A 12,866-nucleotide genomic window follows, 5' to 3' on the forward strand; every position below is an offset into this window, starting at 1 on the left:
TGTTCACTACTGAAACACTGTCACCACAACTTTCCGGCCAGTCTCCTGGCATATTCGGGTCCCTTTTTGGCCGAAACATGACAGGCCTTCGCCTGGGCTGCGGCTCACGGGCTTTCCAGGTCTCCGGCTGTCCGGTCCGCGATGAGTTCTCGCGCTCCCGGTGGTCTCTTCAAAAGAAGCACCACCGGGAGCGGAGGACATCATGGCTACGACCGGACAGCTGAACGCGGAATTCACCGCCGTGCTGCGCAAGAGCCCGCAGGAGGGCGGCTGGACCTATCTCGTCTGGCCCGACTCCGTCGCGTTCTTCGGCACCCGCGGACTGGTCAAGGTGCGCGGCACGATCGACGGGCACCCCTTCCGCAGCTCCTTCATGGCCCTGGGCGACGGCACCCACAAACTGCCCGTGAAGGCCGAGGTGCGCAGGGCGATCGGGAAGGAGGAGGGCGACACCGTGACCGTGCGGCTGGAGGAGCGGATTACGGCTTGATCACCCCGTCGATCCGGGCCAGCTCGGCCGCGTCGAAGTCCAGATTGCCCAGGGCGCCGACGCTGTCCTCCAGCTGCTGCGGGCTGCTCGCGCCGACGAGGGCGGAGGTCACCCGGCCGCCGCGCAGCACCCAGGCCAGCGCCAGCTGGGCCAGGGTCTGGCCGCGGGTCTTGGCGATGTCGTCGAGGGCGCGCAGCCGGCCCACCAGGTCCTCGGTGACCGCGTCCGAGTTGAGGAAGGGGCTGTCGCTCGCGGCGCGCGAGTCCTCCGGGATGCCGTCGAGGTAGCGGCCGGTGAGCAGGCCCTGCTCCAGCGGGGAGAAGACGATGGAGCCGACCTGGAGCTCGTCCAGCGCGTCCAGGAGACCCTCGTCCTCGGGGCGGCGGTCCAGCATCGAGTAGCGGGGCTGGTGGATCAGCAGCGGGGTGCCCAGCTCGCCGAGGATGCGGGCGGCCTCGCGGGTCTGCTCCGCCGAGTAGTTGGAGATGCCGACGTACAGCGCCTTGCCCTGCTGGACCGCGGAGTGCAGGGCGCCCATCGTCTCCTCCATGGGAGTCTCCGGGTCGGGGCGGTGCGAGTAGAAGATGTCGACGTAGTCCAGGCCCATCCGCTTCAGGCTCTGGTCCAGCGAGGACAGCAGGTACTTGCGCGAACCCCATTCGCCGTAGGGGCCGGACCACATCAGGTAGCCGGCCTTGGTGGAGATGACCAGCTCGTCGCGGTAGGACGCGAAGTCGGCCTTGAGTGCCTCGCCGAAGGCGGACTCGGCGGCGCCGGGCGGCGGGCCGTAGTTGTTGGCCAGGTCGAAGTGGGTGACGCCGAGGTCGAAGGCGCGGCGCAGGATGGCGCGCTGCGTCTCGACGGTCCGGTCGGCGGGGCCGAAGTTGTGCCACAGACCGAGCGACAGCGCGGGGAGCTTCAGGCCGCTGCGTCCGGTGCGCCGGTAGGGCATGTCCGCGTAGCGGTCGGGGTGTGCGGTGTACAACGCGACTCCAGAAGGTTGGCATGGCGGAACCAGGTTCCCTGAGAACCGGTGTCCACTCTGTCGTGACCTGGGGGCAGTGGTCCAACAGGAGAATCCGATGGAATTCAGCGCGTACGCTTCTCAATCATGGAACTGCGCCATCTCCAGCACTTCGTCGCCGTCGCCGAGGACCAGCACTTCACCCGGGCGGCCGAACGGCTGATGGTGTCCCAGTCGGGCCTGTCCGCCTCCATCCGGGCGCTGGAGCGAGAGCTCCAGACCCCGCTGTTCGTGCGGACGACCCGCCGGGTGACCCTCACCGAGGCCGGGCGGGCGCTGCTGGGCGAGGCCGAGCGGATCCTGGCGCAGGTGCGGTCCGCGCACGAGGCCGTGGCCGCCGTGCAGGGCGTGCTGCGCGGCACGCTCGCGCTGGGCACCGAGCAGTGCATCGCGGGCGTGCACGTGGCGAGGCTGCTGGCCGCGTTCAGGCGGCTCCACCCGGACGTGGAGATCCGGCTGCGGCAGGCGGGGGCGGGCGCGCTCGCCGAGGAGGTCGCCGCCGGACGCCTCGACCTGGCCTTCGCGGTCCGCAGCCACGCGGACACCGACCAGCTGCGCTCCGTACCGCTGACCAGCGAGCCGATGACCGTCCTGTGCCACCCCAGCCACCCGCTCGCGAGCGCCGGCGCGGCGGTGACTCCCGACGAGATCGGCGACGAGATCTTCGTCGACTTCCATCCGGACTGGGGGCCGCGCCGGATCACCGACGCCGCCTTCGCCGCGGCGGGCGTGCGGCGGACGGTCGCGCTGGAGGTGAACGACGTGCACAGCCTGCTCGACCTGGTGGACGAGAACCTGGGCATCGCCGTCGTACCGCGGCACTTCCGGCACAAACGCGAGACACTCACCGCCCTGCCGCTGAAGGGCACGGGCGAGGCGACGTACGAGACGGTGGCGCTGCTGCCGCCGCCGCAGGCCGCCAGCCCCGCGGCCCGGGCGCTGATGACGCTTCTGGAGACCGAGGAAGCATGACGGCGCGAGATGCGCGATGGTGGAGCGTATGCATGCCAAGGACATCCTCATCGAGGCGTACAACCGCATCCAGGAAGAAGTCCACGCCACCGTGGACGGCCTCGGCCCGGACGAGCTCAACGCCCGTCCCGCCGTGGACGCCAACTCCGTCTCCTGGCTGATCTGGCACCTCACCCGGGTCCAGGACGACCACCTGGCCGACGCCTCCGGGTTCGACCAGGTCTGGCTGTCCCAGGGCTGGGAGAAGCGCTTCGGGCTCGATCTGCCGCGCCGGGACACGGGCTACGGGCACAGCTCCACGCAGGTCGCCAAGGTCCGGGTCGACTCCGGTGACCTGCTGACCGGGTACTACGACGCCGTGCACGTGCAGACCCTCGGATTCCTGCGCGGGCTGGCCGCCAAGGACTTCGAGCACATCGTGGACGAGCGCTGGGATCCGCCGGTCAGCCTGGGCGTACGGCTGGCCAGTGTCCTGTCCGACGATCTCCAGCACGTCGGACAGGCCGCCTATGTGCGAGGGCTGTTGCGGAGCGCGGCTTCGTAGCCCGGCAGGACGGCGTCCTCGATGAGCGCCTCGCGCTCGTCGAACGGGAGGAACGCGCTCTTGAGGGCGTTCACCGTGACCGTGCGCAGGTCCTCGAGCGTCCAGCCCGCCTGCTCCACCAGCAGGGACATCTCACGGGTCATCGTCGTGCCCGAGACCAGACGGGCGTCCGTGTTGAGGGTGACGCGGAAACCCAGGTCCTTCAGGGCCGTGATGGGGTGCTCGGCGATCGAGGTCGCCACGCCCGTCTGGAGGTTGGAGGTCGGGCACATCTCCAAGGCGATACGGCGGTCGCGCACCCAGGCAGCGAGACGGCCGAGCCTGCCGTCCACGATGTCCTCGGTGATGCGCACGCCGTGGCCGATGCGCTGGGCTCCGCAGACCTGGAGGGCCTGGTGGATGCTGGGCAGGCCGTACGCCTCGCCGGCGTGGATGGTGAACGGCACGTTCTCGCGGCGCAGGTGCTCGAAGGCGGCCAGGTGGTCGGCGGGCGGAAAGCCGTTCTCGGCGCCGGAGATGTCGAAGCCGACGACACCCGCGTCCCGGAAGGCGACGGCCAGGTCGGCGGTCTCCCGGGTGCGGTCGAACATCCGCATCCCGCACAGCAGGGTGCCGACCCGCACCGGGGTCCCGGCGGCCGCCGCCTTGGCCATACCCGCCGCCAGCCCTTCCTGGACGGTCTCGACCACCTCGGGCAGCGGCAGCCCGCCCTTCAGCATCAGCTCGGGGGCGTAGCGCACCTCGCCGTAGACGACCCCGTCCCCGGCGAGGTCGAGAACGTACTCCTCGGCGGTGCGCAGCAGTCCCTCGCGGGTCTGCATCACGGCGAGGGTGTGCTCGAAAGTGGCTATGTAGCGGACCAGGTCACCCGAGTCGGCGGCCTCGGAGTACCAGGCGGTGAGGGCGTCCGGGTCGGTGGTCGGCAGGGTGTGGCCGACCGCGTCCGCGAGCTCCACCACGGTGGCGGGGCGCAGGCTGCCGTCGAGGTGGTCGTGCAGCACGGCCTTGGGCAGCCGGCGGAGGGTGGCGGTGTCGATGCGGGGCGCTGTCATGTACCTCATCTCTTTCTCGTTCTGGCTCAGTCGGCGGTGGGCTGGAGCAGGTCCCAGCGGTTTCCGTACAGGTCCTGGAAGACGGCGACCGAGCCGTACGGCTCCTGCCGCGGTTCCTCCAGGAAGGTCACGCCCGCGGCGAGCATGCGGGCGTGGTCGCGGCCGAAGTCGTCGGTGTGCAGGAAGAAGCCGACGCGACCGCCGGTCTGGTCCCCGACGCGACCGCGCTGGGCCTCGTCCTTGGCGCGGGCCAGCAGCAGATCGGTGCCGTCCTCGCGGGTGCCGGCCCGCACGACGACCCAGCGGGAGCCGTCGGGGCGCGGGGTGTCCTCGACGAGCCGGAATCCGAGGGCCTCGGTGTAGAAGCGGATCGCCTCGTCGTAGTCGTCGACGACGAGGGTGACCAGGGCGATGCGTCTCATCGGGACCTTTCGCAGCGGTGTCGGAACGGTGATCGACGCGAGAGGTTATACGTAAAACTGCGTGTGCGCCAGTCAGACCCGGGGGTGCGTGAGGGAGGCCGTTCCGGGCGTGACAGGCTGGAGATCACGTCGGGATCACGACCCCGGCGTCCCCCCGCCACGCTCTGCCGCACAGGAGTCGAGTGCCATGACCGAACTGCCGAAGCCGACCGGCGCACCCGCCCGTCAGAACGCCACGTTCCCCAGTGGCGGGTCCACCGCGCACGGCTATCTGGCGCTCCCGCCGTCCGGGCGCGGGCCGGGCGTCATCGTCATCCAGGAGTGGTGGGGCCTGACCGACCACATCGCGGACGTCGCCGACCGGCTCGCACGGGAGGGTTTCGTCGCCCTCGCCCCCGACCTCTACGGCGGCAACGTGGCGCACGAGAGCCAGGAGGCCCTGCGGATGATGCGGGACCTCCCAGTGTCGCGCGGTGTCGAACTGCTCTCCGGCGCCGTCGACCACCTGCTGGCGCTGCCCGAGGTCACCTCGGACACGGTCGGCGCGGTGGGCTTCTGCATGGGCGGCGGCTTCGTGCTGTACCTGGCCGCAGCCGATCAGCGGGTGAGCGCCGCGGTGCCGTTCTACGGCGTCGTCCAGGGCGAACTGCCCGACTTCTCGGGCCTGAAGGCACAGATCCTCGGGCACTTCGGCGAACTCGACCAGGCCATCCCGTCGCAGACCGTCGACGATCTGGCGGACGCCATCCGGCAGCAGTCGGGGGTCGCCCCGGACTTCCGCCGCTACCCGGCCGACCACGCGTTCTTCAACGACGGGCGCCCGGTCTACCACGCCGAGTCGGCCGCCCTCGCCTGGCAGCGCACCGTGCCCTTCCTGCACGAACAGCTGGGGTGAGCCGGCTCCTAAGAACGCAGGACGACGAACAACCCGCTCGCGCGGGCGCCGTCCGGTGTGTCCCAGGAGCCGGCTACGTGGCCGGTCGCTCCCGGCGGAAGGAGGGGCGCGCCGTCCGGGGCGGGACGCAGGACCCGCTGGAGGCGGAGTGTGCCGCCCTCGGGGAGTGAGAGTTCGGTGCCTTCTTCGTCGTCGGTGGCGCTGAGGACGCCGGACGGGACGGGGCCCGCACCGGCGAAGGAACGCGTGACGTCCCGGTCCGGGGTGTCGCTGACGCTCTGGGCCTGGGCCTGGACCCGGCCCTCGATCAGCGCGAGCAACTGCGCGAGAAGCACCGGGTCGTGGCAGCCGTCGTAGGCCCAGCGGCGCCCCAGCACCCCGTGCTCCATGGTGCCGACGAGGGCGTGCTCCGCACCGTCGAGCGGAGCGCCCCGATAGGTGAGCGGCACCAGGTAGGTGACCGGATGGGCGCCGGAGGTGTCGCCGATCGCCATGAACTCCATGCCGACCTCGCCCTGCGGATCGTCCAGCCGGAACCCGCCCGCCTTGGCCGGCTCCGGTTCGCCCGCGCCGGTGTACCAGGGGCGGGAGGGGAGCCAGGCGGTGAGCAGTTCCAGCTTGGTCGGCTTGAGGGTGGTGCGGTGGATGACGGCCATGCCGAAGGTTCTCTTTCCGTCGAGTGATGTCGAGCGATGCGGGACTTCACACTTTCTCACCGGTGTCTCTTCGGCAGGGTGGTTCGGACCGAAAGGATCGAGGACACAGGTCCTAGGACTGGCCTAGGACCCTGGCCCGAGGCGCCGGGCGGTAGGACCGGGTAGCGTCCAGGTCGTGAAGATCACCGAGCCGCCGGTCCGCACCGCCGAGCAGCGCAAGCGCGATGTACTGGCCCGGCTGGAGCGGGAGTCGGACGTCTGGGTCGCCTCGGCCGACGCCGACGGGCTGCCGTGTCTGGTCGCGCTGTGGTTCGTCTGGGACGGGGAGGCCGTCTGGGTGTGCACGCGGCTCACCAATCCCACGGGCCGCAATCTGCGCGACGGCGGGCGGACCCGGCTGGCGTTCGGCAGCACCCAGGACGTCGTGCTCGTCGACGGGGACGTGCGCACGTTCGAGGAGCGGAACGTGCCGGACGCGGCGGCCGACGCGTTCACGGCGAAGACCGGCTGGAATCCGCGCGCGGACAGCGCGACGTACGCGTTCTTCCGGGTACGCCCGCATGCCGTGCAGGCCTGGCACGGGACGCACGAACTGGGCGGGCGGCATCTGATGCGGGATGGGGTGTGGGCCGTCTGAGGCCGGCCGTTCTTCTCAACCGGCCTTCTGGTGCAGCGCGTTGAGCGTGTCCAGCTCCTGGTCGGTGAGGCGGAGCGCGCCCGCGGCCACGTTCTCGACCAGGTGGTCGGGGTTGCCGGTGCCCGGGATGGCCAGGACGTGCGGGCCCTGTTGCAGGGTCCAGGCGATCCGGACCTGGGCGGGGCTCGCCTCGTGGGCCCGCGCGATGGCGAGCAGCTCGTCGTCGTGGGTGGTGGTGGCGCCCTGGGAGCCGCCATCGCCGGCGACGGCGAAGAACGGCACGAAGGCGATGCCCTGTTCGCCGCAGAGCCGCCGGACGTCGTCGGTGGCGGGGTCGTACGAGTCGAGCCCGTACCGGTTCTGTACGCACACCACGGGCGCGATGGCCTGCGCCTCGGCGAGGTGGCGGGGCTCGACGGCGGAGAGGCCGAGGTGCCGGATCAGGCCCTCCTCCCGCAGTTCGGCCAGGGCGCCGAAGTGCTCGGCGATCGAGTCCTGCCGCATACGGCGGAGGTTGACGACGTCGAGGTGGTCGCGGCCGAGCTGGCGCAGGTTCTCCTCGACGTGGCCGCGCAGGTCGTCGGGCCGGGCCGAAGTGCCCCAATCCCCCGAGTAGTTGCGGAAGGGGCCGACCTTGGTGACGACGACCAGGTCGTCGGCGTACGGCGACAGCGCGCTGTTGATGAGTTCGTTGGCCGAGCGCAGCGAGGAGAAGTAGAAGGCGGCCGTGTCGATGTGGTTCACGCCGAGTTCGACCGCCTTGCGCAGCACGGCGATCGACCGCTCCCGGTCGCTCGGCGACCCGAGGTGGAAGGCTGCGCTGCCCGTCAGCCGCATCGCGCCGAAGCCGACGCGGTTGACGGACAGGTCGCCGAGTTTCCAGGTGCCCGCGGCGTCCGCGGTGATCGTTTCGGAGCTCATCGGCGGAGTCTGCCACATGTCCGACACGGCACCGCGAGCACTTTGCGAACTCGTGTACGGCACTCAGCAGTACAGGTTGGCCCCCGGGGTCGTCCCGAGGATCTGCGTGAAGCGCTGATAGGCGTTCACGCGGCTCTGCACCTGTGCGGGATTCTTGCCGTCGCACTCCAGGGAGCCGTTGATGCTGCGGATCGTCTGGCCGAAGCCGGCGCCGTTCACCATGGCGTTGTGCGGGGTCATCGTGCCGGGGCCGGTCTGGGTGTTCCAGTACCACAGGCCCGTCTTCCAGGCGACGGCCGCGTCGTTCTGCACGCGCCACGGGTTGTTCAGGAGATCGATGCCGAGTGCGTCGCCCGCGGCCTTGTAGTTGAAGTTCCAGCTGAGCTGGATCGGACCGCGCCCGTAGTAGGCCGCCTGACCGGCGGGGCAGCCGTACGGCCGGCTCCAGTCGCAGTAGTGGGGGTAGTTGGCGGTGTTCTGCTCGACGACGTACACCAGGCCGCCGGTCTCGTGGCTGACGTTGGCGAGGAAGGCGGCGGCCTCCTGCTTCTTCACCGTGTCGCTGCCGGTGTTGGCGAAGCCGGGGTAGGCGCCGAGCGCGGCGGTGAGGCCGCTGTAGGTGTAGAAGGAATTCCGGTTCGGGAACATCTGGTTGAACTGCGCCTCGGTGACGACGAAGCTCGCGGCGGGTGCCTCGGCGCGGCTGCCGGCGGCGGACGCGTTCGAGGCCGGCAGCAGTACCGGCACGGTGCCGGCGAGAAGGAGCGCGGTGATGACGGCTGAGACACGACGTCTCGACACGGGATCAACTCCTTTGCGGAGCACGGCCGCACCCAGAAGAGGCAGGGCGAAGCCGGGCCTTGTGCGCACGTGCCGGTGGACCGGACACGGCGTGGGCGCGGCCGTGGTGGGGGGTGTGGAGGCACACTCAATCGCTTTGGTCTGTACCAGTCAAGGGTGTAGACCAGTCAACTCGGCTCCGGGCAGAGGAATCGCAGTCGCGTACTCGCGTTGCGGTGGCTGAGCGTCGGCTGCAGCATGTGGGGGCCGTTCCTGGCGGGCCAGGGCCCGGCCCCCGCGCGGTATCTGCCGCGACCGGGTCCGGGTCGACGGCGGCAGCGTCGCCACAAGTCGCGCGTGGGGTGCTGCGGCGCCGGGAGGCGGACCGGCGCCGAGCCGGCGCGGCGGGAGGCGGAGCCGGCGCCGCAGCGGCCTTCGCTGTCACAGGCCGTCCGGGGTCGCGGACCGGCCGTGGCCGGATCCTGACGCAAGCCGGACCGGCCCAACTTCTCAACGGCCTCAGCTCAGCGGCTTCTCCAGCACCGCCTTGCGGTGGCTGAACGTCTCGATCGAGTAGCGGCCGTGGTAGTTGCCCATACCGCTCTGTCCGACTCCGCCGAACGGCAGGTCCGAGACGGTGAGATGGGCGAGCGGGAGGCCGTAGCCGAGGCCGCCCGAAGAGGTCTCCTCGGCGATCCGTCGCCGGGTCACGTCGGACTCCGTGAAGACGTACAGCGCGAGGGGCTTGTCGCGGTCGGCGATGAAGTCGATCGCCTCGTCGAGGCCGGGCACCGTGACGATCGGCAGGATCGGGCCGAAGATCTCCTCCCGCATGACGGGCGAGGCGGGGTCGACGTCGGCGAGGACGGTGGGCGCGAGGTACTTCGTCGTACGGTCGCCGCTCCCGCCCGCGACCACGCGGCCGGAGTCCAGCAGGCCGGTCAGCCGGTCGAAGTGCCGTTCGTTGACGATGCGGCCGTACTCACCCGAGGCCGACGGGTCGGTGCCGTACAGCGCCTCGACCGCGCGGGCGAGTGCGGGTTCCAGGGCGGCGGCGGTGTCCGGGTCGGTCAGGACGTAGTCGGGGGCCACGCAGGTCTGGCCGGCGTTGAGGAACTTGCCGCGGGCCAGCCGGTCCGCGACGACGTCGAGGTCGGTGTCTCGGTCGACGAACGCCGGTGATTTGCCGCCCAGTTCGAGGGTGACCGGGGTGAGGTGCTCGGCGGCGGCGCGCATCACGATGCGGCCGACCGTGCCGTTGCCGGTGTAGAAGACATGGTCGAAGCGCTCGGCCAGCAGGGCCGTGGTTTCGGGGATGCCGCCCTCGACGACGGCGACCGCGTCGGTGTCGAGGTAGGCGGGCAGGAGCCGGGCCAGGGCGGCGGAGGTGGCGGGGGCCATTTCGCTCGGTTTGGCGACGACCGCGTTGCCCGCGGCCAGGGCGCCGACCACGGGGGCGAGCAGCAGTTGGACCGGGTAGTTCCAGGGGGCGATGACGAGGACGACACCGAGGGGGTCGTAGCGCGTCCAGGCCCCGGCGTCGTCGCCGAGGCGCGCCGGGACCGGGGCCGGCTCGGGCGCCAGCCAGTCGGTGAGGTGGTCGAGGGTGTGGTCGATCTCGCGGACCGTGAAGTCGATCTCGGTGCGGTGTGCCTCGGCGGAGCTCTTGCCCAGGTCGGCGTGGAGGGCTGCGGCCAGGTCGGGGCCGTTCTCGGTGAGCAGCTCGCGCAGACGGCGCAGCTGGGTCGTGCGCCATGCGACGGGCTTGGTGCGGCCGGTACGGAAGGTGGCGCGCAGTCGTGCCACGACGTCGGCGGGCTGCTCGGGGCGGGGGTGGTTCACGGTGCCTCGCTGGAGTGTGTCGGCCTTCGGCCGGCGGGTGCGGTCTCGACAGTCAGATGTATATGCCAACCTTTCATGTGCCTCAATAAATTCCGGCCAACTTGGAGCTGTTTCCGTGACCTCCTACATTTCCCCTCATGACCACCACCGCACCCCACCCTCTCGTCCTCCGCGCCCGGCGGCTCGCGGACGAGCTGCTCGCCCCGCAGGCCGAAAAGGTCGACCAGGAGGGCGTGCCCGCGAGCCACATCGACGCGGTGAAACGGTCCGGGCTGCTCGCAGTGAGCGCGCCCGCGGAGTACGGCGGAGCACCCTCGGCAGTCGCGCGGGACACGGCCGAGATCCTGGCCGGGGCATGCTGCTCGACGTGGTTCGTGCAGACGCAGCACCACACGCCCGTGCTGACGCTGGCCAAGAGCGAAGGCCCGTACGGGAGCGGCTGCTCGGTCCACTGGCGCGCGGCGAACTGCTGGCCGGGGTGGCGTACGCCCACCTGCGGGCCTACCCGCGGACCCCGGTGCGGGTCACGCGCGAACGCGGTGGCCGGCGGTTCGACGGGACGGTGCCCTGGTACACCGGGTGGGGACTCAACGACCTGATGCTGCTCGCGGGCATCACCGAAGCCGGCGAAGTGCTCTTCGCCTTCGCCGACGCACGCGAGCAGCCGGGCCTGCGCGCGTCGCCCCCGATGCGGCTCGCGGCGCTCACCGCGTCGCGCACGGTGTCACTGGAGCTGTCGGGCCTGTGGCTGCCCGAGGAGGACGTGGTCCTGCGGCGACCGTACGAGGAGTGGGCGGCGACGGACCGGACGAAAACGGTGAACGCCTCCCCGGCGGTGTTCGGTATCGCCGAGGCGGCACTCGCCCTGCTGGACCACGACACGGCCGAACCGCTCCGCACCCGCCTCACCGACCTCCGCGACCGGTCCTACGCCCTGGCCGACCACCCCGCACCGCACGAGCACCTGGACGAACGGCTGACCCTGCGCACCCAGGCGTACGAGGTGATGCGGGCGGCCACCACCGCGGCGGTGGTGGCCGGAGGCGGCCGCTCGATGACCTTGACCAGCAAAGCCCAACGCCTGGCCCGCGAGGCCCTGTTCCTCCTGGTCCAGGGCCAGACGGCGGAGTCACGCAAGGCCCACTTGAAAGCGCTGGCCGGCTGAGCCCCCCCCCTCAGAGGCGCGAGGCTGTATCAATATGCGGCTCCGCCGCGCGGGCGCGACCAGCCACGGGCAACCCGCAGCCGCCACACAACAGAAACGACCCCCGCTCAACTCGCGAACGGTACCTGCGCGGAGGGCGAGGCCTGCTTGCCGTCAGGGTGTCGCCAAACCCCCTCCGCCGCGAGCCGCGGCAGCACCCCCTCCCCGAACCAGTACGCCTCCTCCAGATGCGGATACCCGGAGAAGATGAACTCCTCTATCCCCAGCGCGTGATACTCCTTGATCCGCTCGGCGACCTCCTCGTGGCTGCCGACCAGCGCCGTACCCGCGCCCCCGCGCACCAGCCCGATCCCGGCCCACAGGTTGGGGTGGATCTCCAGACCGTCCCGGCTGCCGCCTCCGTGCAGGGCGAGCATCCGCTGCTGTCCCTCGGACTCGCTGCGGGCGAGGCCGGCCTGGACGGACTTCACCGTGTCGGGGTCGAAGCCCGACAGCAGTCGGTCCGCCTCGGCCCACGCCTCCTCGGAAGTGTCGCGGGTGATGACGTGCAGCCGTATGCCGAAGCGGAGCGTGCGGCCCTGCCGCGCCGCGAGTCCCTGGACCCAGGCGATCTTCTCGGCGACCTGGGCGGGCGGTTCGCCCCACGTGAGGTACACGTCGGCGTGCCGGGCGGCGACCTCCCCGGCGAGGGGTGAGGAGCCCCCGAAGTACACCTCGGGGACCGGGTCGGGCACCCGGGCCAGCTTGGCGTCCTCGACCTGGAGGTGTTCGCCGTGCAGATCGACGGTCTTGCCCTCCCACAACTCCCGTACGATCTCCAGGAATTCACCGGTACGGCGATAGCGGGCGTCCTTGTCGAGGAAGTCGCCGTAGGCGCGCTGCTCGTGACTCTCGCCGCCGGTGACGACGTTGAGCAGGAGCCGTCCGCCGGTCTGCCGCTGGAAGGTGGAGGCCATCTGCGCGGCGAGCGTCGGCGAGACGAAGCCGGGGCGGAAGGCGACGAGGAACTTCAGGCGCTCGCTGTGCTGGGCGACCATCGCGGTGGTCAGCCACGCGTCCTCGCACCAGGCGCCGGTGGGGGTGAGCGCGCCCACGAACCCCAGGTCCTCGGCGGCGCGGGCGATCTGGCTCAGGTAGGCGACCGTCGGCGGCCGGTCCCGTCCGGAGGCGGTGGCCGGGGTGCCGTGGCCGCCGCCGACGACATGGCGGCTGTCGCCGTTGGTGGGGAGGAACCAGTGGAAGGCGAGGGACACGGGGGTTCTCCGTTCTGGAAGGTCTGCCACAGGAGGCCGTGGCGGGGTGGCTCGGTCCCGTCGAGGACGTATCTGCCGATGTGCTGGATCTTCCAGCGGGCCGGGTCGTGCCGGGTATGGGTGTGGGCCCTACGCCAATGCCGGTGTGGATTCGGCGAGTTGAGGGGAAAGCGGGTTCCGGCCACATCGAACCGGGCGCCGGCACCCGGGCCC

At 71.0% G+C, this 12,866-nt stretch carries 13 protein-coding genes and 2 pseudogenes; 6 read left to right on the forward strand and 9 right to left on the reverse strand.

Translation table 11 applies throughout. From position 1 onward, the window contains the following. Positions 1-202 precede the first annotated feature (202 nt). The gene (locus AB0I77_RS42820) at positions 203-490 is read left to right on the forward strand and encodes a DUF1905 domain-containing protein (protein ID WP_363288281.1); all 288 of its coding nucleotides are present in this window, start codon (positions 203-205) and stop codon (positions 488-490) included. On the opposite strand, the gene mgrA is transcribed toward AB0I77_RS42820, so the two are convergent. Further along, complete coding sequence (gene mgrA / locus AB0I77_RS42825; protein WP_363288282.1) at positions 480-1,475, reverse strand: L-glyceraldehyde 3-phosphate reductase; 996 nt, start codon at positions 1,473-1,475, stop codon at positions 480-482. The genes AB0I77_RS42820 and mgrA overlap by 11 nt on opposite strands. Before the next feature lie 126 nt (positions 1,476-1,601). Between mgrA and AB0I77_RS42830 the strand changes: the two genes are divergently transcribed. Both AB0I77_RS42830 and AB0I77_RS42835 read left to right on the forward strand, forming a co-directional pair. Next, entirely contained in the window at positions 1,602-2,486 is an 885-nt protein-coding gene (locus tag AB0I77_RS42830) for a LysR substrate-binding domain-containing protein (protein ID WP_363288283.1), read from the forward strand. Between the two features lie 28 nt (positions 2,487-2,514). Beyond that, on the forward strand, positions 2,515-3,030 hold the full coding sequence (locus AB0I77_RS42835) for a DUF664 domain-containing protein (protein ID WP_363288284.1): 516 nt from the start codon (positions 2,515-2,517) through the stop codon (positions 3,028-3,030). Here the strand turns inward: AB0I77_RS42835 and AB0I77_RS42840 are convergent. After that, positions 2,994-4,082: an adenosine deaminase gene (locus tag AB0I77_RS42840; RefSeq protein ID WP_363288285.1), complete on the reverse strand. Its 1,089-nt coding sequence runs from the start codon at positions 4,080-4,082 to the stop codon at positions 2,994-2,996. The genes AB0I77_RS42835 and AB0I77_RS42840 overlap by 37 nt on opposite strands. A 26-nt stretch (positions 4,083-4,108) precedes the next feature. Next, positions 4,109-4,504, reverse strand: coding sequence for a VOC family protein (locus AB0I77_RS42845; protein WP_363288286.1), 396 nt, complete (start codon positions 4,502-4,504; stop codon positions 4,109-4,111). Positions 4,505-4,691: 187 nt separating this feature from the next. Here AB0I77_RS42845 and AB0I77_RS42850 point away from each other — a divergent pair, with 187 nt between their 5' ends. Next, a complete protein-coding gene (locus AB0I77_RS42850) occupies positions 4,692-5,399 on the forward strand; it encodes a dienelactone hydrolase family protein (protein ID WP_363288287.1) in 708 nt (235 codons plus the stop codon). Between the two features lie 8 nt (positions 5,400-5,407). On the opposite strand, the gene AB0I77_RS42855 is transcribed toward AB0I77_RS42850, so the two are convergent. Then, positions 5,408-6,055 carry a 1,4-alpha-glucan branching protein gene (locus AB0I77_RS42855; RefSeq protein WP_363288288.1) on the reverse strand — a complete coding sequence of 216 codons (648 nt, stop codon included), beginning with the start codon at positions 6,053-6,055 and terminating at the stop codon, positions 5,408-5,410. A 175-nt stretch (positions 6,056-6,230) separates the two neighbouring features. Here AB0I77_RS42855 and AB0I77_RS42860 point away from each other — a divergent pair, with 175 nt between their 5' ends. Further along, positions 6,231-6,692, forward strand: coding sequence for a pyridoxamine 5'-phosphate oxidase family protein (locus AB0I77_RS42860; RefSeq protein ID WP_363288289.1), 462 nt, complete (start codon positions 6,231-6,233; stop codon positions 6,690-6,692). 15 nt (positions 6,693-6,707) lie between these two features. Here AB0I77_RS42860 and AB0I77_RS42865 read toward each other — a convergent pair whose 3' ends face one another. From AB0I77_RS42865 to AB0I77_RS42875, 3 genes are all read right to left on the reverse strand, one after another. Beyond that, a complete protein-coding gene (locus AB0I77_RS42865) occupies positions 6,708-7,613 on the reverse strand; it encodes an oxidoreductase (RefSeq protein WP_363288290.1) in 906 nt (301 codons plus the stop codon). A 63-nt stretch (positions 7,614-7,676) separates the two neighbouring features. Beyond that, positions 7,677-8,414: a chitinase gene (locus AB0I77_RS42870; RefSeq protein ID WP_363288291.1), complete on the reverse strand. Its 738-nt coding sequence runs from the start codon at positions 8,412-8,414 to the stop codon at positions 7,677-7,679. 498 nt (positions 8,415-8,912) lie between these two features. Then, a complete protein-coding gene (locus tag AB0I77_RS42875) occupies positions 8,913-10,235 on the reverse strand; it encodes an aldehyde dehydrogenase family protein (protein WP_363288292.1) in 1,323 nt (440 codons plus the stop codon). Positions 10,236-10,372: 137 nt separating this feature from the next. Between AB0I77_RS42875 and AB0I77_RS42880 the strand changes: the two are divergent. Next, positions 10,373-11,400, forward strand: a pseudogene (locus tag AB0I77_RS42880) (acyl-CoA dehydrogenase family protein). A 107-nt stretch (positions 11,401-11,507) separates the two neighbouring features. On the opposite strand, the gene AB0I77_RS42885 reads toward AB0I77_RS42880, so the two are convergent. Both AB0I77_RS42885 and AB0I77_RS42890 read right to left on the reverse strand, forming a co-directional pair. Next, positions 11,508-12,653: an LLM class flavin-dependent oxidoreductase gene (locus AB0I77_RS42885; protein WP_363288293.1), complete on the reverse strand. Its 1,146-nt coding sequence runs from the start codon at positions 12,651-12,653 to the stop codon at positions 11,508-11,510. A 29-nt stretch (positions 12,654-12,682) separates the two neighbouring features. Then, positions 12,683-12,856: pseudogene (locus tag AB0I77_RS42890) on the reverse strand (SfnB family sulfur acquisition oxidoreductase); the annotation flags it as partial. Positions 12,857-12,866 lie beyond the last annotated feature (10 nt).

This window comes from Streptomyces sp. NPDC050619 (assembly GCF_040654815.1).
Lineage (GTDB): Bacteria > Actinomycetota > Actinomycetes > Streptomycetales > Streptomycetaceae > Streptomyces.